This is a genomic window from Flavobacterium sp. H122 (assembly GCF_004959765.1).
Classification (GTDB): domain Bacteria; phylum Bacteroidota; class Bacteroidia; order Flavobacteriales; family Flavobacteriaceae; genus Flavobacterium.
In genome coordinates, this window is record NZ_SJZD01000002.1 from 86,908 (window position 1) to 112,289 (window position 25,382).

The window sequence follows — 25,382 nt, forward strand, 5'->3', positions numbered from 1 at the left end:
TTTTTTATTATCCTCAATTTTAGTGAGTGTGTAAAAATTCACGAATCAGTTAATCGGATTATAAATTCAACTTATCGATAATTCATAATTGATTGATTTTTACTCTGTTTTAATTTATAATTTTATATCACAGAAACAAATCTCCCCAAGAAATCTATTCTGTTTACTTGAAAGACATATTGATTGAGTAACTTATGACTTGCCCACTTCACTATTGGTGAAAGTAACACAAACATGAATTATTGTTAACTAAAATTGTTGTCTATGAAACAAATTCGACTTTTTTTAATTTTAGTTCTTACAACACAATACGGATTCGGGCAAGATTGTTCAATTGAGAAATCTTTGTCAAATGATGTATCAATTTGTATAGGACAATCAGTGATTATTACATTAAGCAGTAGTGAGAACGGAGTAAGTTACCAATTAAGAGATGATTTTGATGATAGTGATGTCGAATCTCCGGTTTTAGGAGATGGTAATGATATTACTTTTACAATTTCTCCAACTTCTGCAAAAACATACAATGTATTAGCTTACACTTCTACACCAGCTTGCAGTAACGAAATGGATGATTTAATAACTATTACTGTTACAAATTTGCCATTTTTAAATCTAGCCACTGCAAATGATAATCAAGATATTTGTATTAATACATCTTTAACTGACATAGTATATAATGTTGGTAATGTGACTGATGTTTTAATTAGTAATTTGCCAACAGGCGTTACTGGAAATTATGATTCTACAGCAGGAACATTTACAATTTCAGGTACACCATCCGTTGCTGGAATTTTTAATTATACAGTAACAACTTCAGGTGGGTGTTCTCCCGATGCTACTGCTAATGGATCAATAACAGTAAGACCTTCAATGGCAATTCTATTAAGTTCTGGGAATGATAACCAGACAGTTTGTATTAATACTTCAATAGCTGACATTACCTACAACGTAGGTGATGCTACAAGTGCATATGCACTTGGCTTGCCAGCTGGTGTGACAGGAAGTTATAATTCTGGCACAGGAGTTTTTACCATTAGCGGAACACCTACAGTATCAGGTCCTTTTAACTACACAGTTAGCACTAGTGGTGGTTGTTTGCCATCTGTTTCTTTAGGAGGAACTATTACGGTGACTCCGGCAATGGCAATAACGTTGAATTCTGGTAGTACAAATCAAACGGTTTGTATAAATACATCAATAGCTAATATCGCTTATAATGTAGGAAATTCTGCAAGTGCATCAGCATCTGGATTGCCTGCAGGCGTTACAGGAAGCTATAATGCTGGTACAGGTATTTTTACTATCAGCGGAACACCTACAGTATCGGGTCCTTTTAACTATACAGTAAGTACTAGCGGCGGTTGTTTGCCTGTTGCTTCCTTAGGAGGAACCATTACGGTGACTCCGGCAATGGTGATTTCGTCTTTAGACGATGAACCACAGATTATTTGTATTAATTCTTCAATTATTCCTATTCATTATACTGTATCTAACGCAACGGGAGTAACTGTAAATGGATTGCCTCCGGGAGTAACAGGAAGTTATGCGGGAGGAGTCTTTACTATCAGCGGAACATCATCAGTAACCGGAACCTTCAATTATACTGTATCTACAACCGGTGGTTGTAGTCCTGCAGCATCAATGGGAAGTTCAATTACTGTGCAGCCATTAGCGGTGGGCGGTACATTGACTGATTCCTCAGGTTATAATCCTGCAACAGTTTGTTACAGCAGTCCAACGGGAACACTTAATTTAGCAGGTAAAACGGGGAATGTAGTGACTTGGGAACGTTCAACAGACGGTGGAGTAACCTGGTCTTCAATTGCAGGTACAGCTAATTTAATTACATATAACTATGCTGGTTTGACAGTTACAACTTTGTTTAGGGTGAGTGTGAGAAACGGAATTTTATGCCCTGATGCAAAATCTAATATTGTGCTGGTAAATGTGATACCTAATATCAAGCCTTCACCAGTAGTTGCATCACCATCAACAATTTGTAATGGCGGGTCTTCAGTTTTAAGTGCTGTCAGTGGTTACGCTACCAGTCAAAATTTAGCTACGGGGGGTACATTTAACGATGCAAACCCTTCAGGTTGGCTTTCTGACGGATGTGTGAATTGTTTAAATTCAGGAAGCAGTAATACCAATGAAAATGCATTTGCTTTAAGTGCCACTAACGGAGGTACTTATTCCGGTATAAATTGTACTTCAACCGGTAAATTCGCAATAGTTCACGGGGATTTATGGGGAGCTCCTTATAACGGGACATCCCGGATGGAAACACCTGTTTTTAGTACATTGGGGTTATCAACTGCAACATTTCAATTTACACATGCCTATAGATTATATCCCGGAGCTAATATAAAAGTAGAGCTTTCACTAAACGGAGGGTCAACTTATCCTGTTACGCTTTATACACAGACAGGCGGAAGCCCTTATACAGATCAGGGGCCATTCAGTCCATTCACTACGGTTCAGTCATTTAACCTTAATGCTTATATTGGTCAGCCAAATTTAAAAATCCGATTCACTTATTTCTCTAATAATACAGATAGTTTATGGGCAATTGATGATATTAAAATTCCGGATATCCCGGTAAATATAACTACACAATGGGTAGATGGCGGCGGAAATGTAGTGGCAACGGGATTGACGTATTCAGTTTCGCCGACAGTAACCACAATTTATGGGGTTCGCTCCAGCTTCATTATCAACGGAACGTCAACTTGTATCAGTTCAGGAAGTGCAGGTACTTCCTATGTAACGGTAACTGTTATTCAACGGCCGACAGCTTCAATAGGGCCTTCACAAACTATATGCAATAATACACCTGCAACATTTAGTATTGCTTTAACAGGTGTCGCTCCATGGACAATTACCTATAATGACGGGACAGCTTCAACAACTGTTACCACAAGTAGTAATCCGTATATTTTTAATACTCCGAATTTAATTGCTAATACAACATATAGAATAACGGCTTTATCTGATGCTAACTGTACTTCTATTCCCGGGGATTTTCCAGGAAATGCGAACGTTAACGTGTTAAACGGAACTCCCGGCTTATGGACCGGTTTAAAAGACACAGAATGGTTTGATTGTATGAACTGGGCTGGTGGCGGACCTAATCCTCCGAGTATAACTACTGATGTTTTGATTCCATCCGGATCACCAAATATGCCAAACATTAATGCAGCTACCGCAAAGGCAATTCCTTATTCCGGTATCGCAAATGCAAGAGATATTACGATAACCGGAGGAGCTTCTCTGACTATGACTAATGCATCAACTATAAATATAGGTAAAGACTGGAAAAACAGCGGAACATTTAATTCAGGAAACGGAACGGTTGTTTTCGCCGGTTCAACTTTAAACCAAATACAATACATCAATCAAAGTATTAAAAACAATGAACAGTTCTATAATCTGAGTTTAAATGTAAGCGGTGGGGCCAAAGGGATAATATTGCCCAATGCATTCCAATTGACTGTTGCAAACAATCTTACGCTGCAAAGCGGGGATTTGAGATTGACAGACGAGGCTCAATTAGTGCAAAACGGTACTTCATCAAATCCGCTGACAGGCACAGGCAGATTATTCAGAGATCAGCAAGGTAAAAAAAGCAGTTTTCATTATACATACTGGTCATCACCCGTAAGTCTGGATAATGTGAATTATACTATTTCAGGAATAATGAAAGATGGGACAGATGTCACTACAGATCCGTTTGCAACTACTGGAATTGTTTTTGGTGAAGGAATTTATTTTGCAGATGGACCAGCCACAACCCCAATTAAAATAAGTAATAGATGGCTGTATAAGTTTTCATCAACAACCAATTCATATTCAAACTGGCAGAAAATATATAGTAACAGTTTGATGAAAATAGGTGAAGGATATATAATGAAAGGTTGTGACGGAACAGTTACACCATCAGCATTTCAAAACTTTGTATTTGCAGGCAAACCCAATAATGGTGATATAAATGTTGTCTTAGGTACAAATCAAACCTATCTGGTAGGTAATCCATACCCTTCAGCGTTAGATGCCGATAAGTTTATAAGAGATAATTTAAAAGATTGTATGGGTTGTACAGCCACTTCAAATAAGTTTAATGGGGCCTTATATTTTTGGGATCATTTTGGTGGAACCACCCATTATTTGGCACAATATGTTGGCGGATACGCAACTTATACTTTAATGGGGGGAGTAGTTGCAGTCTCTAACGATCCTTTAGCGGCAAATAACGGTGCTACTGGTTCGAAAGTGCCAAAAAAATATGTACCTGTGGCACAAGGTTTTTTTATTCATGCCACTTTAGATCCTAATTTGACAGCAAATAATCCTAATCTGGCGACTGCTATTACCGGTGGTACTGTTAATTTTAAGAACAGTCAAAGAGCATTTATGACTGAAGGAAGCGGAAATTCAGTAATGATGAGGGTTGCTTCTAACGGAAATGTAAATAACGAGTATCAGGATGCAAGAAAAAAAATCAGGATACAGTATATTTCTTCTATTGGTATCAGTCGACAATTATTAGTAGGTGCTGATGAAAATGCTTCGGATAATTTTGACTTAGGTTACGATGCTCCTATGATAGATGTCAATAAAGATGATGCTTATTGGTCGTTTGAAAATGGTAAATTTATCATTCAGGCTGTCAGTAATTTCGATGCAGCACAAAGAATTGGATTGGCTGTAGTTGTTGAAAATTCTGGAGCCAGTATTTTTAAATTAGCTGGATTAGAAAATATTCCGAAAGAAACTCCTGTTTATTTATATGATGATTTAATGCAGGTCTACTATAATTTACAGGATTCAGAAGTGGCTTTAAATTTAGAAAAAGGTGAGTATTTAAACAGATTTTCAATTCGATTTGAAAAAGCTGCATTGAATAATGATGATGTTTCAAATGATAAGTTTTTAATTTATTACTCAAAAAACGATACATCATTGAATATAGAAAATGGATCTAATGTTATTTTGAAAAAAATTCATGTATTTAATGTTCTTGGTCAGACAGTAATGACTTCAGATATGGAAAATTCTTCGGATTCACATACAAAAATTAATTTGAGCAAAATAAGCAAAGCAACTTATATAGTTAAGTTAATTGCTGAGAATGGTGTGGTTACTAAGAAGTTTATAAAAGAATAAGTTAGTTGTTAATTGAAAAAGAGGCTTTTTAAATATTTTTAAAAGCCTCTTTTTTATAGGTAATTATTTTGTTTTCTTGACATATTGTGTTAGGATAACAATATGCTGTCCTTCCACACGGCCTTCAATTTGCTCAGCATTATCCCAGACCAGTTTAATGTTGTGAACAGCGGCTCCACGTTTTGCAGTAAAGTTAGCTCCTTTTACGTCTAAATCTTTAATCAAGACAACTGAGTCACCATCCTGAAGAATATTTCCATTAGAATCTTTGTGGATTATTTTGCCATCTTCATCTTCACCCTCTCCTGTAGCTTTTGCCCATTCTAAAGATTCTTCATCAAGATACATCATGTCAAGTAAGTCATTCTTTTTCAAACGGGTCAGCATTCGCCATGAGACTATCTGAACCGGTAAATGTTCACTCCACATACTGTCAGACAAACAATGCCAATGATTGGCATCGGTCGTTTCCGGATTTTCAATTTGTCCAATACAGGTTTTGCATGCTAAAATAGATTGTTCCAGACTTTCAATCGAGTTTGGAGCAACATTGTAAACAAGTAAATCATGTTCGTTGCCGCATAATTCACATTTGGAACCGCTTCTATCCTTTAGTTTTTTTTCAATTACGCTCATTATAAGTTGAATACCATGCTGAAATTAGCATAAAATTGATTGTTTAATTCATCGAAACCCTGAATATTTGTGTCGTATTTAGCAAAAGGAACACCAAATTCAGTTTGTAAACCAAAACCTTCAGAAAAGAAATAACGAACTCCTAAATGTCCTCCAAAGTTTTTAACACCTAAATCCAGACCAGGATAAACATCTATCTGTTCAGGTAATGTCATTACTTTACCAATATTGGCATTGAATCTGAATTTTGCATCAATTCTGTCTTTAAATTCCGGTTTTAAGGTTTCTGAACCAACTGTAACTTCTTTAACACCTAACAAATAATTTGCAGAAAAACCAATAGAAATATTTTCACCTAACCCAAAGTCAGCTCCAACATTCAAACCGGTTCCTCCGTCTTGGAAATTAGCACCAATGTGCATTTTTGTATCGCCTTTGCCACTATAAGCTTCTTGAGCATTCACTGAAAAACCGGCAAATGCAACTAATAATAATGTGATGATTTTTTTCATTGCTAATAAATTTTGGACAAATATAGTAAGTTGAAATTAATTTCTGCCTTTTTCATCAGGATACAAAGTGTGTACAGGGTCACTTTGCCAAAACTCTTTCGTGTCAACATTCATTATTGTTAACGGGCCGTAAAATGCAGCGCCGGTATCTACATTCCAGATATTGGCTTTATTAACAGGGATAGTTTTGTTGATTTGAGTCACAGGAGTGTGTCCTATGTAGATTTCATTGTATAATGATAATCTTTTGGGATATAATAATGAATCTCTTGAAATGGAGTTGTCCAAACAAAGTGCCATTTCCCATAATGTTCTGTCCCAATATAATAATCTCGGGAAATGTTCAATGGTGACTCCTTTTAAATTTGTAAAGCCTGCATGAACAAATAATCTGTTGTTTTCATCAAGATAATAATTTTTAAGATTTAAAAGAAAATCAATATGTTTTTCCTTTATTTCATTACTGATAGATGCATAAGCTAAAACAGTTGACTCACCGCCATGATTGTACCACATTGGATTGTCGTGATTGTTTTGAAGCCAATGGAGTACCAGTTCATCATGATTACCTCTTATAAAAATACAGTTGTGAGATTTTTCCAGTTCAATAAAAAAATCTATGACCTGCGGCGACTCACTCCAACCATCTACATAATCCCCCAAAAAAAGAAGAGTATCGGAAGTTGAAATTTTTGCTCTGTCTAGAACCTGTTTTAGTGCTTTTAAAGCTCCGTGTATATCACCAATTACAAAAGTACCCATCAAATAATTTAAAATTTTAACAAAATGTACAAAAAATCCGTAAATAAATTCCAAAATATGCAGTTAAATTTGTTTAAAACAAGAGTAAAAACCTAAAAACTAAGAACTTATGAAAAATTTTTTATACACAACAGGTATTTTTTTATTATTATTATCTCCGGCAACCTGTAATTATGAGGAGAATGGCTTGTTAAGAACCGAAACAGAAGGAATTGTTGTAGATGAGACTACTGCCAGCGATGTATATACAGAAACTACAGAAACTACAGAAACTACTTCAACTACTTGTGAAGATGGAGATCCTATTATAAAACCTAGAAAACCATAAGAAAGCATATGAAATTTCTTACTGTATTTTATTTATCGTAAATTTGATGATTAAAAATAAGAAATTTGTTTAGATGTTTTGTTTATTTAATACTGCTGCTTTCCTTTTCTTGTGTTGAAAAGGAAAGCACCATCATTAATAATACTGCTGCTTTCCTTTTCTTGTGTTGAAAAGGAAAGCAGCAGTATTATTAATGATGGTGTCGATTTAATTTTAGACAGGGCAAATAATTACAGTCTTCCTAAAAGCGAGCGTTTAAGATTAATTAAACTGGCAGAAAATAAATTAAATAATTATTCGGTTAATGATTCTTTATATCGTGAAAGATTGTTTAAACTAGCGGGGAGGTATTACAATATACAAGATTATGAAAATTACTTAAGAGTTGTAAAAAAAGTTTATAACCTTTCACTAAATGAAAAAGATAACTTCGCCATTGCAAAAGGCTTTCATTATATTGCAGATTATCATTATTCGAAATTTAGAAACGATAGTGCATATTATTATTTTACAAAAGCAGAAAAGAAATATGATTCTTTAAATCATCTAAAAGACCTGATAAGAGTTAAATTTTCAAAGGCAGACATACTGCTTTATGAAAAGGATTTTTCCGGGGCAGAGGCAGAAATAATAAAAGTTTTAAAAATAGCTAAAATTGTAAATGACGACAGACTTATATATGATTGCTACGTTAATCTGGGTAATGCTTTGTTAGGTCTTAATAATGAAAAAGAAGCGTTGATATACTATGAAAAAGCTCTAAATTACACTAACAATTTAGAAGATGACCCACAATATATAACTTTTAAAGCCCAGGTTTTAAACTATATAGGTAAAGTATATACAAAAATAGAGGTTTATGAGACGGCTAAGCAATACTATAACGCAGCGATGGACATTGCTGATCTTAAATTTTTTGAACCTTACCTGTATTCTTCTATTATAAATAACGAAGCTTATGCTGAATTGAAGCTTGGAAATTTTCAGCAAGCTGAGAAAATGTTTTTTGAAGCATTAAATATCAGAAAGAATCAGAATAACACACCAGGTATAGTCGGGACATATCTTAATCTGGGTGAACTGTATAAAGCCAAAGGTAAAAAAGATAAATCCATATACTATTTAAATCAGGCCAGAGAATTGGCGAATTCAAATAAAATTTTTGAAGACGAGCTTAAATCCTTAAAAATTTTGACAAGGCTGGATGGTAAGAACAAATCCAAACTTTTTGAAAGATATATTAGACTAAATGACAGTCTGCAGAATGTTGAAAGAGCAAACCGGAACAAATTTGCACGTATTGAATATGAAACCGAGGAAATTCTGAATGAAAAAAAACTTATTCAGGAAGAAAAAGAACAGATTTCATCGCAAAGATGGTTGATTTTATTTAGCAGTGGCATCTTGATTTTGTTTTTAGGATTACTTTATAACAGTAAAGTACAGTATTCCAAAAACAGGCAACTTCAGTTTGAAAAAGCGCAGCAGGAAAGTAATGAGCAGATATATAAATTAATGCTGAGGCAACAAACTATCATTAATGACGTTAGACAACAGGAAAAAAAGCGTATTTCACAGGAACTTCATGATGGTGTAATGAGTAAATTAACAAGCACCAGATTGAATCTGTTTGTTTTAACAAAAAAAAAATGACCCTGAAACTATTAAAAACTGCATTAAACATATTGATAATATTCAAAATATTGAGAAAGAACTCAGGGATATTTCGCATGACCTGAACAGAGAGAGTTTACTGGAAAAAGAAAGTTTTAAAGTTATTATAAGTGATTTGTTTGAAGAATACTGCGGGGCAATAAATATAAAATATCAAATCGAAATCGATAAGACGATCGAATGGAGCAAGGTAGAAAGCGGTACAAAAATTCATCTGTATAGAATTTTACAGGAATGTCTTCAAAACATATATAAGTATTCAAAAGCAACATTAGTCAAATTGAGTATAAAAGGAGTCGTTGATAGAATTGTAGTTGATATTGATGATAACGGTTTAGGTTTTGATACAACAAAAGCAAAAGAAGGTATAGGTTTAAAAAATATGTCTTCAAGGGTAAAAGCAATGGACGGTGAAATACAGATTTACTCTTCAAAAGAAAAAGGAACACACATAAATATATCAATACCCAATTAGAAATGAAAGTCAGAATTTTAATAATAGATGATCACCCTTCGATGATAGAAGGATATAAAGTGATATTGTCATTTAACGATTTTGGTTATGAAATCGAAGTGATACCGGCTTATAATTGTGAAATGGCACTCAACCAAATTGAACCCAACTGCAGTTTCAATATTGCTTTCGTGGATTATAACCTGCCGGCATTTGAACAAAGAAATCTGAATACAGGTATAGATTTGGCAAAAATTATCAGAAAAGTAAATCCTGAAACAAAAATTGTTTTTCTGACCTCTCATTCTGAATCAATAGTCTTATATGATATAATTACATCTGTAAATCCTGAAGGTTTGTTGGTAAAAAGTGACTTTACAGCTGATGAGCTTTTGATTGCTTTTGATAAAATCGTAAAAGGCGATATATACAGAAGTGCTACAGTAAAAAATAATATGAAGGAATTATTGTCTAATAAAGTATATCTTGATGATTATAACCGCCAGATAATTTCATTGCTTTCTAAAGGTATAAAAACTAAAAGTATGCCTGGCTATATTAATCTTTCGATGAGTTCAATTGAAAAACGTAAAGCGAACATAAGAACTTTTCTGGGAATTGAAGGTGGCAATGACGAAGATATTATCAATGCGGCAAAGAAAGCGGGTTTGGTTTAAAATTAATTATTGTACTTCATTTTTCGTAAAACCCGTAAAGCTTCCTTAAAGGATATATATGTTTTGGGAAATGGTTTAAGGAGTATTTTAGCATCTATTAATCTTTGTTTTGCATTTTCGAAGCCGTTTAAGTAACAAATCATTAGAGTGTGGGGGAGATTTTCCAGATCCTTTTCTTCACGCTCTGTAAGCGTAAGTCCTTTGTTCATTTTTTCGATTAATGATTTATTGGAATTGTAAATATGATGCAGCATTTTTTTGTTGTACTGAGGCGGTTCAAAAAGCATTTCATTCTGCATTTTGTAATAGCCATTGTCAAAAAAACTGATGGTAACTTTTTCCAGTGGATAATAACTCGTTTTGTCATTCAAGCCCAGTTGAATAAATTCAGTAATACTGAATGAACTGTCTGAATAAGAAATTATAACTTCATCCTGTGCAGAGTAAAAGAGTTTTATTTGCTCATTTATCAGTTCAATGTCTACACGGGACAAATAAACAACATCCCGGACTCTTTTTTTATTACTTGACCAGCAAACCACAAAAAGTTCCTTAAAAACCTTGTACTCTGTTTCCATGTCTTTATGACGGATATTCATAAAGTCAAGAACGCCTTCCAGTGTGTGAGCAATACTGTTTCTGGAGTTGTTTTCAATACTTATGACTGTTTCAATATTTTGTTTGTTATGAGGTATTTTATTTGTTGTTGGCAATGTATTGCTGCCAATACGTATAAAAGTTGATCCGTTTTCAATAGTATGGATTCCCTTTTTAAAGAAAACAGTTTTGTGATTGGGTTTTATAGTAACTAAACCAACAACTTTGTCTTTTTCCAAATGAGGAAAAGGAATATTTTCATATTGAATTTTAGGCGGGTTTTCTAAAAAAGCATTTACAAGATTCTGAATCCGGCTGTCGTCAAAAAAATCATCGCCTACAATTTCGTTGCTCTCATCTTCAACTCCCACAACTATGTAGGAATTATTGTTGGGATTTGAGTTTGAAAGTGCGCAAATATGCTTTAAAAACTTTCCTTTTCCCTCTCTGGTATGTAAGTTCAATTGTCTTTTTTTATCATAGAAACTGTTTTCATCGTTGTGAGCCAGTAAGTTTTTAATTAAAAGACGCTTGTTAATCATTTTTCAATCTATTTTATACTAAAATACATTTTTTAACGTTAATAAATCATTAAAAATCAAATATCCCAGATTATGAAAAAACTTAATTTCAAATGGATTAGCCTAATGGTTTTAGTTTTGGCTACAGTATTTACTGCTTGTTCTGATAAAGACAGCGATCAATCACGTGTGTCTGTACGGTTAACTGATGCGCCGGGTGATTATGATGAAGTAAACGTTGAAGTTGTAGATGTTTTAATTAAAAGCAGTACAAACCCTGATGAACAGGGATGGGTTAGTTTAGGAAACGTAACTCCGGCAGTTTATAACTTGTTGGATTTAACAGGAGGTGTAACAGCATTGTTGGCTGAAAATAATGTCCCTTCAGGTAAACTAGGTCAGATAAGATTAGTGTTAGGTACCAATAATACTGTGGTAAAAGATGGTGTTACTCATGATTTGACAACTCCAAGCGGACAGCAGTCAGGTTTAAAGTTATTAGTGAACACTACTTTACAACCGGATTTTACGTATGATTTTTTAATTGATTTTGATGTTGAAAAATCAATTGTTGTTGAAGCAGGTGGTTCAGGTAAATTTAATCTTAACCCTGTTTTGAGAGTTTCTGCACAAGTAAATTCAGGTGCTATCAAAGGAACTGTTTCTCCGGCTAATGTGCAGACATTAGTTTCAATTCCTCTTGGTGATACTACAATTTCGGCTTATACAAATGAGCAGGGTGTTTTTCAGTTGAATGGTGTTCCATCAGGAACTTATACGGTTACGTTAACGCCTGATGCGGCTTCTGGTTTAGCAGTAAAAACGGTTGAAAACGTTATAGTAACTAATGGTCAGATAACTGATTTAGGAAGTATTAATCTTGAATAATTTAAATTTTAGTTAGTTTAAAAACGCTGGTACTCTCTCACACGACCAGCGTTTTTTATTTTATGGTACTTTATTACCCATACTTTCTGTCCAAATGGCAAACCAATCTTCAAGTTCTAGTTTTACAGATAAAGCATCAGTACTGTTTTTAATTCTTTGTGAATCTGTTGTGCCTATAACAGGATAAACTGTTGAAGGATGCTGTAATATCCAGGCTAATAGCGAAGTGTCAGGGTTTGTATTGTATTTCCCTGCTAATTGATTTAAAATATTTTTTATTCTTTGTGTTTGCGGAATATCTTCTCTAAAAACTACCCCAAGAGGATTCCAAGCCATAGGGGTAATAGAGTGCAGTTGCATAAAATCTAACTCGCCATTGGTCATTGCTTCATGATGAGTGACAGAAAACTGAATTTGGTTATAATCAATTTTAATTTTTTGCTGGATTAATTCTGTTTGTGAAGGTGTAAAATTCGACACACCAAAACTCCTGATTTTTCCCTGATTTCTTAGTTTGTCAATGGTTTCGGCTATTTCATCAGCCTGCATTAACGGGCTTGGCCTGTGCAGTAACAAAACATCTATGAAATCTGTCTGGAGATTTTTTAATGAATTTTCTACACTCCAAATAATATGTTCCTGCGTGTAATCGTAATGCTTTATTGTATAATTTCTTTTATCAGAAATGTATTTTATACCACATTTTGTGATAAGCTGTATATCATGCCTTTCAATACCGCTCTCTTTAAAAGCTTTTCCAAACTCTCCTTCAGTCGTATGTCCGCCATAGATATCAGCATGATCAAAAGTAGTTATACCATTTTCTATGCAGGTTTCCAATAAAGAAATCATTTGATTGGTGTTGAGGTTTTTACCCCATTTCCCCCAAGTCATGGTGCCGGCAATAATGCGCGAAAGATTCGGTTTCAATTCAATTATTTTTTAAGAGTTCTTAAAATTACTAAAAGAGATTCATAAACTACTCTTAAAAGCGTATAAATAAATTAACATTTAACTGATTGTTAACAGCATAAAAGCTTTTTAATTTTCAATTTGCATGATATAATTTAAGATGTTAATTTCACGACCTTAAAAAAATGAATAATGGAAGAAAACACAACCACTCTTGATATTAGAGCCATTAACGAAAAAATTGAAAGAGAAAGTGCATTTATAGACCTGCTTACAATGGAGATAAACAAAGTCATTGTGGGTCAAAAGCATATGGTGGAGCGATTGCTGATAGGACTTTTAGGACAAGGACATATCTTGCTTGAAGGCGTTCCCGGATTAGCAAAAACGCTGGCCATAAATACACTCTCACAAGCGGTGCATGGTTCTTTCAGCCGTATTCAGTTTACACCGGACTTACTTCCTGCCGATGTTGTAGGGACAATGATATATAACATAAAGGATAACCAATTCACAATTAAAAAAGGACCTGTTTTTGCAAACTTCGTACTTGCAGATGAGATTAACCGTGCTCCTGCAAAAGTACAATCGGCTTTGTTGGAAGCCATGCAGGAAAAACAAGTTACTATTGGTGAAAATACGTTTAAGTTAGACAGACCTTTTCTGGTATTGGCAACACAAAATCCAGTGGAACAGGAAGGAACGTATCCTTTACCTGAGGCACAAGTTGACCGTTTTATGTTAAAAACGGTTATTGATTATCCAAAAATGGAAGACGAGCGTTTGGTTATCCGTCAAAATTTGAATGGAGGTTTCGAAAAAGTAAACCAAGTGGTTTCTATAGAACAAATCCTTCGTGCACAGGAAGCTGTTCGTGAGGTGTACATGGATGAAAAAATTGAAAAATACATCCTGGATATTATTTTCGCGACCCGTTATCCGGAAAAATATAAATTGGAATCTTTAAAACCATTAATCAGTTTTGGTGCATCACCACGTGGAAGTATCAATTTAGCCATTGCAGCTAAATGTTATGCTTTTATCAAGCGTCGCGGCTATGTAATTCCGGAAGACGTTCGTGCTGTGGTTCATGATGTATTGCGTCACCGTATTGGAATTACGTATGAAGCCGAAGCTGAAAATGTTACTTCTGTTGACATTATCAATAAAATTGTTAACGAAATTGAAGTACCATAGAGAGTAGTTAGTCAAAAGCCATTAGCCATAGCTGAGCTAATGCCTATTGCCTATTGCTTATTGCCTTTATAAAATGGAAACCAAAGATTTACTCAAAAAAGTCCGTAAAATAGAAATCAAAACCCGTAGATTGAGCGATCATATCTTTTCGGGGGAATATCATACGTCGTTTAAAGGACGTGGGATGACTTTCTCGGAAGTCCGACAATACCAGTACGGTGATGATGTTCGTGCAATTGACTGGAATGTTACAGCACGTTACAACGAGCCTTATATTAAGGTTTTTGAAGAAGAACGTGAATTGACCATGATGTTGATGGTGGATATTTCAGGTTCGGAAAGTTTTGGGACAAAAAAACAGTTAAAAAGTGAAATCGTAACCGAAATTGCCGCGACCTTGGCATTTTCAGCTACTCAAAATAATGATAAGATTGGATTGATTTTATTTTCTGATCAAATCGAATTGTATATTCCTCCTAAAAAAGGAAAATCACATGTGTTACGCATCATCCGTGAATTGATAGAGTTTGAACCAAAAAGCAAAAAAACCAATATTGGTCAGGCTTTGCAGTTTTTGTCCGGAACTCAAAAAAAGAAAGCAATTGTGTTCATGATTTCCGATTTTATCACTGATGATGATTACGAAAAGACATTAAAAATTGCCAGTAAAAAACACGATATCACTGGTGTGCGTGTTTATGATATTCGTGAAGAAAAAATGCCTGATATCGGACTTGTTGCAATGCAGGATGCTGAAACCGGAGCTGCACAATGGATAAATACAGGTTCAAAAAATGTTCGTTTACAGTATGAAAACTATTATCAGGAAAAAGTAAGCTATTTCAAGGATGTTTTTTCCAAATGTGGTGCTGGTTGTGTAAATACACGTGTTGATGAGAGTTATGTGACTAAATTATTAGGCTATTTTAAATCAAGATAATTTAAACGCAAAGTCCGCAAAGAAATTTGCAAAGGACACAAAGCTTTGCAAACTTTGCGAAAAATCGTTGTATACTTTGCGGTTGAAAAATTAAATAAATGAAATTTAAACTTTACATAATACTTCTACTTTCTTCCATCGGTTTTGCACAAACCTTGGAAACTAAAGTCGATACCAATAAAAACAAAGTAGGTGCCCAATTCACCTTAACGCTGAGAGTTAAATCTAAAGCCAAGACAAATGTAGTTTTCCCTAAAGATAAAACCTTTGGAACTTTAGAAGTAATCGAGTCTTATCCGATTGATACTGTAAAAGAAGAATCAAAATTTGAATTAATTAAAAAATACGGTTTAACCCAATTTGATACAGGAAAGTTCGTAATACCTAAAATGCCTGTGCTGATTAATAATAAGTCTTATTATTCCGATAGTATAAAAGTTGAGGTATTTAATGTGAAAGTTGATACTTTAAAACAGAAAATGTATGATATTAAACCTATCATTGAAGCTGAAAGACCAGTGGGGGATTGGTGGAAATATCTTTTGGGAGGTTTAGTATTGGCTGGATTGGTATACTTAGGCTATTATCTTTGGAAAAAGAACCAAAATCAAAAAATCTTAGAACCTGTTTACAGTACACCAATTGAAAAAGCAACAGGTTTGTTACAGCAGCTCGAAAAAAAACAGTTGCTGGAAAAAGGAGAGATAAAGGCCTACTATTCAGAAATGACGGATATAGCCAGAGATTATATAGAAGAAGCTATCGAGATTCCGGCAAAAGAGAGCACAACTTCCGAATTGATTGTAGGTCTGCGTCAGGCTGCCCAAAAGAGAAAATTGAAACTTTCAAAAGAAACAGTGGAAAGCTTGGAAAAAGTATTGAAACAAGCTGATTTGGTTAAGTTTGCACAGTCTAAGCCACTTGATTATGAAATTGAAGCAGACAGAAAGAAAATAGAATCCAGTATTATTAACATTCACAAATCTATTCCGGTAGTAGTTGACGAAACCAGCGTTAAATGGTTAAAGGAGCAGGAGGAGATCCGTAAAAAGCAGGAACGTATGCAACGTATAAAATCAATAGCTGGTGTAGCTGGATTTGCAGTGTTGGCGGTTCTGATTTTTGTGATCATTACAAAAGGAATTGATTTTGTACAAAACGGCTTTACTGGTCCTTCGACTAAGGAATTGGTCAAAGCCAACTGGATAAAATCGGAGTATGGAAATCCTGCAATAATTTTAGAAACTCCTGAAGTGCTTACCCGTACAAATGTTTCAAAAGCGACTCCAAAAGATGCCGTAGCATTAATTAAGGATTCACAGCTTTTTGCTTATGGAAGTCTGCTGCAAAAATTTTATATAGCAGTTTCTTCAACAGAGTTCAAGCAAAAAACGAACGTCGATTTGAATCAGGCTTTAAACGGTATGATTCAAACACTTCAAAGTCAGGGGTGTGAAAATGTAATTGTGAAGCAGGATGATTTTGCTACAAAAGAAGGTCTGAAAGGAGTTAAAGGCTATGGAACTTTAAGTATGAAAGGTGAGACAATGGTGTACCAAACATTATTGTTCAGTCAAGAAGGAGGTTTACAGCAAATTATGATTGCTTTTAAGGAAGGTGATGAAAATGGACAAAAAATAGCAGAAAGAATGTTGCAGTCTGTCGAACTTAAAAAAGCGCCTTAATGAAAAATGTAACATTTTTAAATCCTGAGTTTTTTTGGCTGTTTTTAGTGCTTCCATTAGTAATTGTCTGGTATTTCTTTATGCAGAAAAAAGAAAAACCAACACTTAAGATGAGTTCTTTAAAAGGTTTTAAAGGAACAGTTCCGTTACTGCCAAAATTAAAACCAGCTTTGTATGCGCTTCGTTTAATTGCTTTAAGTGCATTGATTGTCGCTATGGCACGTCCGCGTTCAGTTGATGTCAGTAATAAAACCAATAGTACTTTAGGGATTGATATTGTTATTGCATCTGATGTTTCCGGTAGTATGCTGGCAAAAGACTTAAAGCCTAACCGAATGGAAGCTTTAAAAGAAGTGGCGGCAAGTTTTGTGAAGGAACGTGTAAATGATCGTATAGGAATTGTGGTCTATGCCGCTGAAGCCTATACAAAAACACCTGTTACCAGCGATAAAGCTGTTGTTTTACAAGCCATAGAAGAGATTAGATACGATAATGTTCTGCAGGACGGAACCGGAATCGGGATGGGATTAGCCACGGCTGTAAACAGATTAAAAGACAGTAAGGCAAAAAGTAAGGTTATAATCTTAATGACTGATGGGGTGAACAATTCAGGGTTTTTAGATCCGCAGACATCAGCTGAAATTGCAGCCGATTTAGGAATTAAAGTTTATACTATTGGAATAGGAACAAACGGGAATGCTTTATTCCCATATGCTATCGCACCTAATGGAGGATTTCTGTTCAAAATGATGCCGGTGCAGATCGATGAAAAATTAATGAAAAAAATTGCCCAAAAAACCGGAGGGAAATATTTCAGAGCAACAAACAATTCTGGATTGGAAAAAATATACAGCGAAATCAACAAATTGGAAAAGACCAAAGTCGATGAGTTAAAGTTTGTTAATTATGATGAGAAATACCGCCCGTTCGTTTGGTTGGCAGGTTTGTTGCTGTTGCTTGAATTAGTTTTGCGGAAAACAATTTTTAGAAGTTTTATATAATTGAAATTGTTATTGATAATTGCAATTGAAATTTAAAAAGAGATGTACGAATTAGACGAGTCAAAATATTTGTATTTATTTATCCTAATACCACTTTTGGTTGGGCTTTTTCTTTGGAACCAACTTTGGAAAAGGAAAAAACAGCAGGAGTTTGGTGATTTGGAATTAGTTGAGAAATTAAGCCCGGAAAAGTCAAATTTCAAACCGGCTTTGAAGTTTATTATAGTGCTTTTTGGTTTAGCCATGCTGATTTTAGGTTTGGTAAATCCAAAAATCGGAACTAAAGTAGAAAAAGTAAAACGCGAGGGAATTGATATTGTTTTTGCTATTGATATTTCCAAAAGTATGCTTTGTGAAGATATTGCACCCAGCCGATTGGAAAAAAGCAAACAGTTGGTTTCGCAAATAATCAATGGTTTAGGGAGTGACCGTATCGGTATTATTGCGTATTCAGGCAGTGCTTTCCCGGTTTTGCCTATTACAACTGATTACAATGCGGCAAAAATGTTCCTTCAGGGAATGAATCCCGGGATGATCTCATCGCAAGGGAGTAATCTGGATGAGGCAATTCAGCTGACTGAAAAATATTTTGAAGGGAGTGGCAATACCAGCAAGTTGTTGGTAATGGTTACTGATGGTGAGGATCATTCAGAACGTGCACAGGATGCAGCGGCTCAGGCAAGAAAAAAAGGAATCAAGATTATTACAATTGGAGTAGGAACAACCAATGGCGGTCCTATTCCTATTCGTAATGGAAATGCTGTAGAATATCATAAAGACAAAGAAACGGGTAAAACGGTCATTACTAAGTTACAGCCACAAGCACTTGAAGCTATAGCTAAAAACGCTAAAGGAGGTTACATCAACGGAGCCAACACAAAACAAGTGGTAGATTTTATGCGAAAATCTCTTAATAATATTCAAAAAACCGAATTTGAAGCGACGGAGATGGCAAATTTCCAATCACAGTTTCAATGGTTTTTAGGGATTGCATTTTTCTTGTTTCTGTTGGATGTTTTCTTATTGGAGAGAAAAACAAAATGGGTACAAAAACTGAATTTATTTAACGAAAAGAAATAAAAAATATGGCTCTTAGCGGGCTCTGCGAAAACTTTGTGTTCTTTGCGGTTAAACAAAAAATGAAAAGAATAATTTTACATATCATTTTATTAATTTCTGTTAGTATTTTTGCGCAACAGAAAAAAGACTTTGCCTTACCGGATGGAAATGCAAAATTTGAGAAGAAAGAATATGCTGAGGCGGAGGCAAATTTTAGAATATCCAAAAGTGATAACCCTAAAAAAGCGGTAGCAGCGTATAATTTAGGAAATGCTGTTTATAAGCAAAACCAAGCGGCAGAAGCTAAATTTGCTTATACAAAGGCAGTTGAAACCGCTAAAACAAAAAATGAAAAGCATTACGCGTATCATAATTTAGGGAATGCTTACATGAAGGAAAAAGCATACGACAAAGCGGTTGAAGCTTATAAAAATGCGCTACGGAATAATCCTTCAGATGATGAGTCAAGGTACAATTATGCTTTGGCCAAGAAGATGCTTAAGGATAATCCGCCCTCAAAAAACGACGATAAAAAGAAAGATAAAAAAGGGGATAGTCCTGAGAAAAAACCGAAACAGGATCAAAATCAGGATAAAAACAAAGATCAAAACGATAAAAACAAGAATAAGGAAGATAAGCCTAATAATAAACAGGATCAAAATCAAAATAACCCGCAACCACAGCCTAATAATGTGCCTAAAGACAGAATGCAGAATTTATTGGATGCGGTAAATAACGAAGAAAAGAAAATTCAAGACAGAGTAAACGCCAGAAAAGTGAAAGGAGCTCCTAAACAGGAAGGAAAAGACTGGTAAAATGATTGATAGAAAATGAAGAAACTACTTTTTATACTTTTAATTTTTTGTACTAAACTTACAGCGCAGGTACAGTTTGTCGCTAGTGTGAGCAAAAACAATTTGGGTATAAACGAACGCCTGCGTATAGATTTTGCAATGAATGATGATGGGGATAACTTTAATCCTCCGTCTTTTGAAGGTTTTCGAATTGTAGGAGGTCCAAACCAATCAGTAAGTTATTCCTGGGTTAACGGACGTAAATCGTTTGAAAAAACCTACTCTTATTTTCTTCAGCCTTTAAAAAAAGGAACCTTCGTAATTAAAGGAGCTACCATAGAAATTAACGGCCAAATCTATAAGGCCAATGCGGTTAAGGTAACGATAGGCAATCCAGTTGCTGAAGAGCGTGACCCTTACGATCCTTATTACCAGCAGCAACAACAGGCGCCACCTTCAATGGCTTCTGGAAAAGACGGAGTGCACTTGGTAGCCGAAATTTCTAATTCAAACCCATATTTGAATGAACCTATTACTGTTGTTTATAAAATCTATGTAAGCCAAAGTACAGGTGTAGGCGGCTGGCAGGAAGTACAAAATCCTAAATACAACAATTTCTGGAGTCAGAATATAGATATCAAACAGCTTCAGGTGCAGCAGGGTAAATTTAAAGGTGAGATTTACCGTTATGCCGTGTTGCGTAAAACTGTTTTATATCCGCAAAAATCAGGACAATTGGTGATTGAGCCATTAACACTTGATGTAGAAGTGGAAGTGCCTTCGGGAGAAGAAGATTTCTTTGGGCGTCCTATAATGACTATGGGGCATAAAAAAGTTTCGGCCGGTTCAAAAGTAATTAATGTAAAACCACTTCCAGAAGCTGGAAAACCAACTGATTTCAGTGGTGCAGTCGGAGATTTTGATTTCAAAGTCGTACCAACAAAAACAAGTGTGCGTGAAGGTGAATCTATCGACTTAAAAGTAATTGTTTCCGGTAAAGGAAATTTAAAATTATTTACTTTGCCTAAGCCGGAAGTTCCTGCTTCGTTGGAAATGTATGATCCGCAACATCAGGAAGTTGTACAGACACCACTTACAGGGATGGTGGGGAATATATCTGATACATATACTATAGTTCCTCAAAGTAAAGGGAAGTACCCAATCAAACCTATGACTTTCTCTTATTTTGATCTGGATAGCAAAACCTATAAAACAATCACGTCAAAAGAGATTACTTTGTTTGTTGATGAAGGGGATGCTTTAGCAACAACAGAAAATGCAACTAATAAGACTAAAGTCACTGCCAGTACAACCTTTGGATTTATTAAAACGAAAACCAGTTTGCAATCACAAAGTAAATCTGATTTTCTGGGTTCAGGATTGTTTTACGGATTGCTGATGGCGCCTTTCTTAGTAATTCCTGCAATTGTTGCTTTCCGTCGTAAAAAAGAAGAAAGAGATGCTGATGTGACCGGCAACAGAATTAAGTTATCGAATAAACTGGCTAAAAAATATTTGTCGGAAGCACAAAAGCAATTGGCCAATAAAGAGCCTTTTTATATCGCTTTGGAAAGAGCCTTGCATAATTTCTTAAAAGCTAAATTGAATATCGAAACTTCTGAGATGAGTAAAGATAAAATCAAAGAATTGTTAGCCGTTAAAAATGCTGATGAAGAAACGATTACTCAGTTTATTGCTTTGGTGGAAAGCTGTGAATTTGCACGTTATGCGCCTTCAACAAGTACAAGTATTCAAAACGATTACAACTTGGCGGTTAGTATAATTTCTGATTTGGAAAAACAAATAACGTAATGTTGTTTCACGAAGTTTCACAAAGTGAGCACAGAGTTTCACAAAGATATTATTAAATAACATTGCGTTCCTTGCGAACCTTTGTGTTCTTTGTGATTAAGAAAGTTATTGTTTCACTAAGTAAATGCCAAGTCAGACAAATGAATTAAATATCATTGCGTTCCTTGCGAAACCTTTGTGTTCTTTGCGGTTAAAAAAAGATAAAAATGAAAAAATTACTATACATATTTCTGCTTATTACCCATGTTTTTTGGGCACAGACTCCCTTTGAAAAAGGTAATGATTTCTACCAAAATGGAAATTATAAAGCAGCAATAAACCAGTATGAAAGTATTTTAAATTCAGGACAGGAATCGGCGGAAGTGTATTTTAATCTGGGAAATTGTTATTATAAACTGAATAAAGTAGCACCCGCTGTTTACAATTTTGAAAAAGCATTGTTACTAAATCCTAACGATACTGAAATTCAAAATAATCTGGCATTTGCAAAAAAAATGACAATCGATGAAATTCAGGAAGTGCCTGAAGTTGGTTTTTCAAAAATCATATCCGACTTCTCTTCCGGTTTTCATTATGATACATGGGCATGGATTGCCATTATTCTGGCAAGTTTGTTTTTGGTGAGTTTTGCAGTGTATTATTTTTCATACGCTACTGTCATTAAAAGAGTCTTCTTTACCGGTATGGTTGTTTTTTTGCTGTTGATTGTGGTGAGTATTTTTTCAGGTTTTTATGAGCAAAATAGAATAGAAAATGAAAGACCAGCCATAGTTTTTGCCGATACTGTTTCGGTAAAAAGCGAACCTAATCCTGCATCTCAAAAAGCCTTTACTTTACATGCAGGAACAAAATTGATTGTACTTGAAGACTTGGATAACTTCCACAAAATTCAATTGGCCGACTTAAAAGAAGGCTGGATTGAGAAGAGCGCGGTGAAGGTGATTAAGTAAAGTCAGGATTTTCTGTTTCACTTTTGAATACTGATAACTGAGACTGCTTACTGAATACTATCCTTTGCGATCTCGTTATTTTCGTTTTTGGTTTCCCATTCTTGAGTTTTCTCTTTCAAATCGGTAAACCAATCGCCTAAGACAGGTAACAATGTTTCAGAAGTTTTCATACATGGATTGAAAAATAATGAACTCTCCTGCGTTTCTTTGCTGATAAGCATATCGTTGATATTAACCTTTTGGAAAAGATTTAAAATAACTCCAACTATTAATGCGGTTTTAAGCGCTCCAAAAACACCTCCTGCTAACGTATTTGCCCAGCCTAAAAAAGCGAAACTTGCAATACCCGAAAGAACTTTTGCAAGTAAATGAATAACAACTATTACAATGCCCAGCGTGATTATAAAAGCAAAAACCTGTGTGGTTTTAGGTGACCAGGATACATTTTTTTCTAATGCTTCGCTGACTATATACGAAAATTTGATTGCAATAAAGATGCCGACAAAAAATGCGACTAAAGAAGCTAATTCAACAAATAAACCATTTTTAAATCCTTTGTAAAATCCAAATACCAATAATGCCCCAATGATAATATCTATAAAACCCATTTGTCTCTTTTTTTCAAATATAATAAAATAATCGAGTGTAGAAGAGAATAGAACAAAGACGGCTGGATGATAGATGTACTATAATAGACAGATGGTTTATTAATCTTATATTTGCACAAAGAGAAGATTCTATTTTCTATTCTTCTATTATCAATTTTTTAAAACACAATGAGTAGAGATATACAATTAAAAAACCGTTGGGAACAGGTTGTAAAGTTCCTTTCTGATAAATTTGCTGATGGAGATGAACTCGATCTTGATGCCGTTATTTATTTAATAGGGGTACAGGAATTAGGAAAATTCAGCAGATCTTTTAAAAAAGACGAGAAAATCAATTTGATGCATATTGCCATTTGCCGTCTGTTAGAACCCTATGGTTACTATGAATTTGACTATTTTGATGCCGAAGGCTGGCCACATTACAAGACAAAAGAAGAATTGCCTCCACTTAAAGCCGGCGAACAATCCGTACTGATGAAAGAGGCTATTGTGAACTATTTTGTTGAAAAAGGCGTTATTGAGTAATGAGAAAATAGTGATATGTAATTGGTCAAACAAACTAAACTATTCACTTTTTACTATTCACTAATCACTAAAAAGAATTAAATTTGCACCTTTCAAAGGAAGACCGATGATAGATAAAATAAAAGAATACATAGCCGAAGCTCAGGCGTTTAACGCTCAAAATAAAGAAAAGCTGGAAGAATTCCGTATTAAATTCCTTGGTAGCAAGGGTTTAGTGAAGGATATTTTTGCCGAATTTAAAAATGTGCCTAACGATCAAAAGAAAGAATTTGGTCAAATAATCAATACGCTTAAAAATATTGCTGAAGAGAAAGTAAAAGCGATTCAGGAAGAACTTGAGAGTAAAGAAGAAGTAAAAGGTATTTACGGCGATTTAACCCGTCCGGCAGAACCAATTAAATTGGGCTCACGTCATCCTATATCTTTGGTGAAAAATCAAATCATTGATATTTTTTCCAATGTAGGTTTCAATGTGTCTGAAGGTCCGGAAATTGAGGATGACTGGCATAATTTCACGGCTTTAAATTTACCTGAATACCATCCGGCACGTGATATGCAGGATACTTTCTTCATTCAGACGAATCCTGATATTTTACTGCGAACGCATACATCATCAGTACAGGTGCGTTATATGGAAAGTCATCAGCCGCCTATCCGTACTATTTCTCCGGGACGTGTATTCCGTAATGAAGCGGTATCTTCACGTTCACACTGTATTTTTCATCAGGTAGAAGGTTTATACATTGATAAAGATGTTTCTTTTGCCGATTTAAAACAAACGCTTTTATATTTCACTAAAGAAATGTTCGGGAAGTCAAAAATCCGTCTACGCCCGTCGTATTTTCCATTTACAGAGCCAAGTGCCGAGGTGGATATTTACTGGGGATTGAAAAACGAAATCGATTACCGTATCACTAAAGGAACCGGTTGGCTGGAAATTATGGGTTGCGGTATGGTAGACCCTAATGTACTTAAGAATTGTGATATCAATCCTGAAGAATACAACGGATTTGCGTTTGGTATGGGTATTGAGCGTATTGCAATGTTGTTGTACCAAATTGGTGATATCCGAATGTTTTACGAAAACGATGTGCGTTTCTTGGAGCAGTTTAAATCGAGTATATAATAATAGTAAAATAGTAAACCCGACAGGTTTTTAAAACCTGTCGGGTTTGTTTTTTAAATATGAAAAAAGATATTGTAGTCCCAAAAGTTGAAAATGTATTTCTGGCCGCTGTTCAGGAATGGAGTGATGATTTTATGGATAAAGTATGGTATGTTTATTTGGTAAATGATTCCGACTTTGATCTTGATAGTGTGATGGTGGTGTCGAAAGCTTTTGGAACCATAGACGGAGAAATGCGCAAGACTTCTTTATTGCGTCATGCTTTTATGAAAGTACCCACAGTATCCGCTGTAAAGGTGGAAATGATAGAAAACAGTGTTTTAGAGCTTAACAATGAATTTATGGTGACCTATTTCATAGGAAATACATTGTATGATAAAAAATTCATCTTCCGTAAAAATACTATCAACGAACGCGCCACTGAAGAAGTTCCTCACATTTGGAAAAATGGGGTAGTGGTTAAATAGTGTTCGGTAATCAGTAGAAAGTATTCAGTGAAGAGTGATTAGTCTTAATTTAGTAATTTGAGATGCTGAATACTAAAAACTGAACACTGAA

At 34.9% G+C, this 25,382-nt stretch carries 23 protein-coding genes; 17 read left to right on the top strand and 6 right to left on the bottom strand.

Annotation, left to right across the window (positions count from 1 at the left end; all coding sequences use genetic code 11):
- The first annotated feature begins 264 nt into the window (after positions 1–264).
- Positions 265–5,166 carry a T9SS type A sorting domain-containing protein gene (locus EZM65_RS03920; protein ID WP_136667236.1) on the top strand — a complete coding sequence of 1,634 codons (4,902 nt, stop codon included), beginning with the start codon at positions 265–267 and terminating at the stop codon, positions 5,164–5,166.
- Positions 5,167–5,229: 63 nt separating this feature from the next.
- Here the strand turns inward: EZM65_RS03920 and EZM65_RS03925 are convergent, their stop codons facing one another.
- The 3 genes from EZM65_RS03925 to EZM65_RS03935 are packed head-to-tail and all read right to left on the bottom strand — an operon-like array spanning position 5,230 to position 7,076.
- Positions 5,230–5,802: an alkylphosphonate utilization protein gene (locus EZM65_RS03925; RefSeq protein WP_136667237.1), complete on the bottom strand. Its 573-nt coding sequence runs from the start codon at positions 5,800–5,802 to the stop codon at positions 5,230–5,232.
- Positions 5,802–6,314 carry a DUF6646 family protein gene (locus EZM65_RS03930; protein ID WP_136667238.1) on the bottom strand — a complete coding sequence of 171 codons (513 nt, stop codon included), beginning with the start codon at positions 6,312–6,314 and terminating at the stop codon, positions 5,802–5,804. Before EZM65_RS03930 ends, EZM65_RS03925 begins: the two co-directional genes overlap by 1 nt.
- A 36-nt stretch (positions 6,315–6,350) precedes the next feature.
- Positions 6,351–7,076, bottom strand: coding sequence for a metallophosphoesterase (locus EZM65_RS03935; protein WP_136667239.1), 726 nt, complete (start codon positions 7,074–7,076; stop codon positions 6,351–6,353).
- Positions 7,077–7,185: 109 nt separating this feature from the next.
- On the opposite strand from EZM65_RS03935, the gene EZM65_RS03940 reads away from it, so the two are divergent.
- From EZM65_RS03940 to EZM65_RS03955, 4 genes are all read left to right on the top strand, one after another.
- Positions 7,186–7,404 (top strand): hypothetical protein, encoded by a 219-nt coding sequence (locus EZM65_RS03940; protein WP_136667240.1) that lies wholly within the window; start codon positions 7,186–7,188, stop codon positions 7,402–7,404.
- 114 nt (positions 7,405–7,518) lie between these two features.
- Positions 7,519–9,057, top strand: a complete 1,539-nt coding sequence (locus EZM65_RS03945) for a lipopolysaccharide assembly protein LapB (protein WP_169051630.1) — start codon at positions 7,519–7,521, stop codon at positions 9,055–9,057.
- Between the two features lie 136 nt (positions 9,058–9,193).
- On the top strand, positions 9,194–9,553 hold the full coding sequence (locus tag EZM65_RS03950) for a sensor histidine kinase (RefSeq protein ID WP_169051631.1): 360 nt from the start codon (positions 9,194–9,196) through the stop codon (positions 9,551–9,553).
- A 2-nt stretch (positions 9,554–9,555) separates the two neighbouring features.
- A complete protein-coding gene (locus EZM65_RS03955) occupies positions 9,556–10,209 on the top strand; it encodes a response regulator (protein WP_136667243.1) in 654 nt (217 codons plus the stop codon).
- Positions 10,210–10,211: 2 nt separating this feature from the next.
- On the opposite strand, the gene EZM65_RS03960 is transcribed toward EZM65_RS03955, so the two are convergent.
- A complete protein-coding gene (locus EZM65_RS03960; RefSeq protein WP_136667244.1) occupies positions 10,212–11,348 on the bottom strand; it encodes an ATP-binding protein in 1,137 nt (378 codons plus the stop codon).
- 72 nt (positions 11,349–11,420) lie between these two features.
- Here EZM65_RS03960 and EZM65_RS03965 point away from each other — a divergent pair, with 72 nt between their 5' ends.
- On the top strand, positions 11,421–12,215 hold the full coding sequence (locus EZM65_RS03965; RefSeq protein WP_169051632.1) for a DUF4382 domain-containing protein: 795 nt from the start codon (positions 11,421–11,423) through the stop codon (positions 12,213–12,215).
- Between the two features lie 60 nt (positions 12,216–12,275).
- Here EZM65_RS03965 and EZM65_RS03970 read toward each other — a convergent pair whose 3' ends face one another.
- Complete coding sequence (locus EZM65_RS03970) at positions 12,276–13,145, bottom strand: aldo/keto reductase family oxidoreductase (RefSeq protein ID WP_136667245.1); 870 nt, start codon at positions 13,143–13,145, stop codon at positions 12,276–12,278.
- A 174-nt stretch (positions 13,146–13,319) separates the two neighbouring features.
- Here EZM65_RS03970 and EZM65_RS03975 point away from each other — a divergent pair, with 174 nt between their 5' ends.
- The 8 genes from EZM65_RS03975 (at position 13,320) to EZM65_RS04010 (ending at position 22,565) form a co-directional block, all read left to right on the top strand.
- Complete coding sequence (locus tag EZM65_RS03975) at positions 13,320–14,324, top strand: MoxR family ATPase (protein WP_136667246.1); 1,005 nt, start codon at positions 13,320–13,322, stop codon at positions 14,322–14,324.
- A 73-nt stretch (positions 14,325–14,397) separates the two neighbouring features.
- Entirely contained in the window at positions 14,398–15,264 is an 867-nt protein-coding gene (locus EZM65_RS03980; protein WP_136667247.1) for a DUF58 domain-containing protein, read from the top strand.
- A 98-nt stretch (positions 15,265–15,362) separates the two neighbouring features.
- Positions 15,363–16,949 (top strand): BatD family protein, encoded by a 1,587-nt coding sequence (locus tag EZM65_RS03985; protein WP_136667248.1) that lies wholly within the window; start codon positions 15,363–15,365, stop codon positions 16,947–16,949.
- Complete coding sequence (locus tag EZM65_RS03990; RefSeq protein ID WP_136667249.1) at positions 16,949–17,950, top strand: VWA domain-containing protein; 1,002 nt, start codon at positions 16,949–16,951, stop codon at positions 17,948–17,950. Before EZM65_RS03985 ends, EZM65_RS03990 begins: the two co-directional genes overlap by 1 nt.
- Positions 17,951–17,992: 42 nt before the next feature.
- Entirely contained in the window at positions 17,993–19,030 is a 1,038-nt protein-coding gene (locus tag EZM65_RS03995; RefSeq protein ID WP_136667250.1) for a VWA domain-containing protein, read from the top strand.
- Positions 19,031–19,089: 59 nt separating this feature from the next.
- The gene (locus tag EZM65_RS04000; protein WP_136667251.1) at positions 19,090–19,824 is read left to right on the top strand and encodes a tetratricopeptide repeat protein; all 735 of its coding nucleotides are present in this window, start codon (positions 19,090–19,092) and stop codon (positions 19,822–19,824) included.
- Positions 19,825–19,839: 15 nt separating this feature from the next.
- Complete coding sequence (locus EZM65_RS04005) at positions 19,840–21,615, top strand: BatD family protein (protein ID WP_136667252.1); 1,776 nt, start codon at positions 19,840–19,842, stop codon at positions 21,613–21,615.
- Positions 21,616–21,821: 206 nt separating this feature from the next.
- A complete protein-coding gene (locus EZM65_RS04010) occupies positions 21,822–22,565 on the top strand; it encodes a tetratricopeptide repeat protein (protein ID WP_136667253.1) in 744 nt (247 codons plus the stop codon).
- 47 nt (positions 22,566–22,612) lie between these two features.
- Here EZM65_RS04010 and EZM65_RS04015 read toward each other — a convergent pair whose 3' ends face one another.
- The gene (locus tag EZM65_RS04015; RefSeq protein ID WP_136667254.1) at positions 22,613–23,173 is read right to left on the bottom strand and encodes a CvpA family protein; all 561 of its coding nucleotides are present in this window, start codon (positions 23,171–23,173) and stop codon (positions 22,613–22,615) included.
- 168 nt (positions 23,174–23,341) lie between these two features.
- Between EZM65_RS04015 and EZM65_RS04020 the strand changes: the two genes are divergently transcribed.
- From EZM65_RS04020 to EZM65_RS04030, 3 genes are all read left to right on the top strand, one after another.
- Entirely contained in the window at positions 23,342–23,698 is a 357-nt protein-coding gene (locus EZM65_RS04020) for a hypothetical protein (RefSeq protein WP_136667255.1), read from the top strand.
- Between the two features lie 106 nt (positions 23,699–23,804).
- Positions 23,805–24,824, top strand: a complete 1,020-nt coding sequence (pheS, locus tag EZM65_RS04025) for a phenylalanine--tRNA ligase subunit alpha (RefSeq protein WP_136667256.1) — start codon at positions 23,805–23,807, stop codon at positions 24,822–24,824.
- Positions 24,825–24,883: 59 nt separating this feature from the next.
- Positions 24,884–25,291: a hypothetical protein gene (locus EZM65_RS04030; protein WP_136667257.1), complete on the top strand. Its 408-nt coding sequence runs from the start codon at positions 24,884–24,886 to the stop codon at positions 25,289–25,291.
- Positions 25,292–25,382 lie beyond the last annotated feature (91 nt).